The 1,817-nt window shown below is 74.5% G+C and carries 2 protein-coding genes; one reads left to right on the top strand and one right to left on the bottom strand.

The features are described from left to right. Positions 1-696, bottom strand: a 696-nt coding sequence (locus AC5LSR_RS23040; protein WP_493469015.1) for a Type 1 glutamine amidotransferase-like domain-containing protein, incomplete at its 3' end; no start/stop codon positions are given. 367 nt (positions 697-1,063) lie between these two features. Between AC5LSR_RS23040 and AC5LSR_RS23035 the strand changes: the two genes are divergently transcribed. Next, the coding region (locus AC5LSR_RS23035; RefSeq protein ID WP_493469014.1) for a protein kinase at positions 1,064-1,817 on the top strand (754 nt) is incomplete at its 3' end.

Genomic DNA, 1,817 nt, shown 5'->3' with positions numbered 1-1,817 from the left:
GGCCTCGGCTGTGCCGGCCGCGCCCGGGATCCGCTGGACCCGCCAGGCGTACACGCCCGGCCGGTCGGCGACGGCCTCCACCAGTTCGGTCCCCCGGAAGTGCAGGCCGGCCCCGTCGTCGGTGGCCCAGCCGGCCGGCAGCGTCCCGTCCGCGACCAGCTTCTGGTAGAGCGGACGCCGGCCCGGCTCCGAGTCGTAGTGCGGGGTGTTGCTGAACGGCAGCAGGCCGAGGCCGTCGGTGACCGCCCGCAGGTCCGGCCCGAACGAGTCGGTGGTGCCTCCCGCGTGCCAGCACAGCGATCCCGCGGACACCCCGCCGAGGACCACGCCCGCCTCCCACGCCTCCCGCATGATCACATCGAGGCCGTGGACGCGCCACACCGCGAGCAGGTTCGCCACGCTGCCGCCGCCCACCCAGATCACGTCCTGGCCCAGCAGGTGCGCGCGGATGTCGGCGACGTTCGGCATCGGGAACAGCGCGAGGTGGGAGGCGCGCACCTGCGGGGTGTCGCGGGCGAGCGCGGCGTAGTAGCGCGCGTAGGCGGCCGGGTCGTCGCCGACGGCGGTGGCCAGCAGGCACAGCTTCGGACGGGCCGGCTGCCCGGCCAGGCGCAGCGCGTGGTGGATCAGCGGGCCGACCCGGGCTCCCCAGCGTCCGTCCGGCAGGAAGCCGCCGCTGGTCGCGAGGATGTTCACCGTCCGCCCCTCGTGCTGTGCCCCTTCGTGCTGTGCTCCTTCGTGCTGTGCCCGTTCGTGCCCGTGCTCATCGGCGTCCGCGTCCGTTCGTGACTGTCCGTATCCGGGGCCGGCTGTTCCGTCCACCCGGGCATGTTTCCGCCGTCTGCGTGTTCTACCGTATTCGTGCCGTATGCGGCATGCCCGCTGTACGCCGCGGTCACCGTACCCCGGACCGTTTGCGGACCTGATTGCGGCGCGAGTTATCCACAGTTTGCCGGGGAGGGCTGCACAGAATGGCTTTTTCGGCTTACCGTCACTTTTTGTGACCTCAATGTACGATTCCGCCGGTTCCCGGGGTGGACGGGAGAACCCGGCCGATCCTCCCGTGCCCGGGGTGGTGCTGCGCGCCCGGGTCCGGGATGCCGGCGCCGGGGACGTGTGGGCCGGCCGGGTCGTGGCCACCGGGGCCGAGTGCACGGTCCGGCGGGTCAGGCTGCCCCCGGACGCGGCCGGCCGCGAGGCCGCCATGAGGTCGGCGCGCCTGCTGGTCGAGCTCGATCACCCACATCTCGTCCCGGTCATCGACGTGATCGCGACATCCGAGGGGATCGCGGTGGTGTCGGAGCCGGTCGACGGGGCGGTCAACCTGGGCCGGCTGCTCGGCGTCCGGGAGCGGCTGGAGCCCGGTGAGGTGGTGACGGTCGGGCTGCCGCTGGCCCAGGCGCTGGCCGCGGCGCATGCCGCGGGTGTGGTGCACGGCCGGCTCGATCTTGCCGACGTCCTGCTCGAGCCGAACGGCCGGCCGGTGCTGGCGGGGACGGGCATCGTCGGCCTCAGCGGCCCGCCCACCACCCCGCCGGTGGACGTCGGTGACCTCGCGGGCCTGCTGCTGGCGGCGATGCCGCACACCACCGGGCCGGCCGCGGCCGCGGTTGCCGTCGCTGTCGCGCCCGCTCTGGTGGACGACCCGGGCCGCCGGCCGACGGCACCGGAGCTGGCCGCGGCGCTGGCCCGGAGCTGCAACCCCGCGCCGGTGCGGATGCTGGGCCGGAAGTGGCGTGAGGAGGTGCTGTCCACACCGCCCCTGACGGCACCGCCCCCGACAGCACCGCCCTCGCTGGCGCCGCCCTCGCTGGCAC

The organism is Protofrankia sp. CiP1_Cm_nod4, from assembly GCF_982290645.1.
This window is presented reverse-complemented; position numbering and strand designations above follow the sequence as displayed.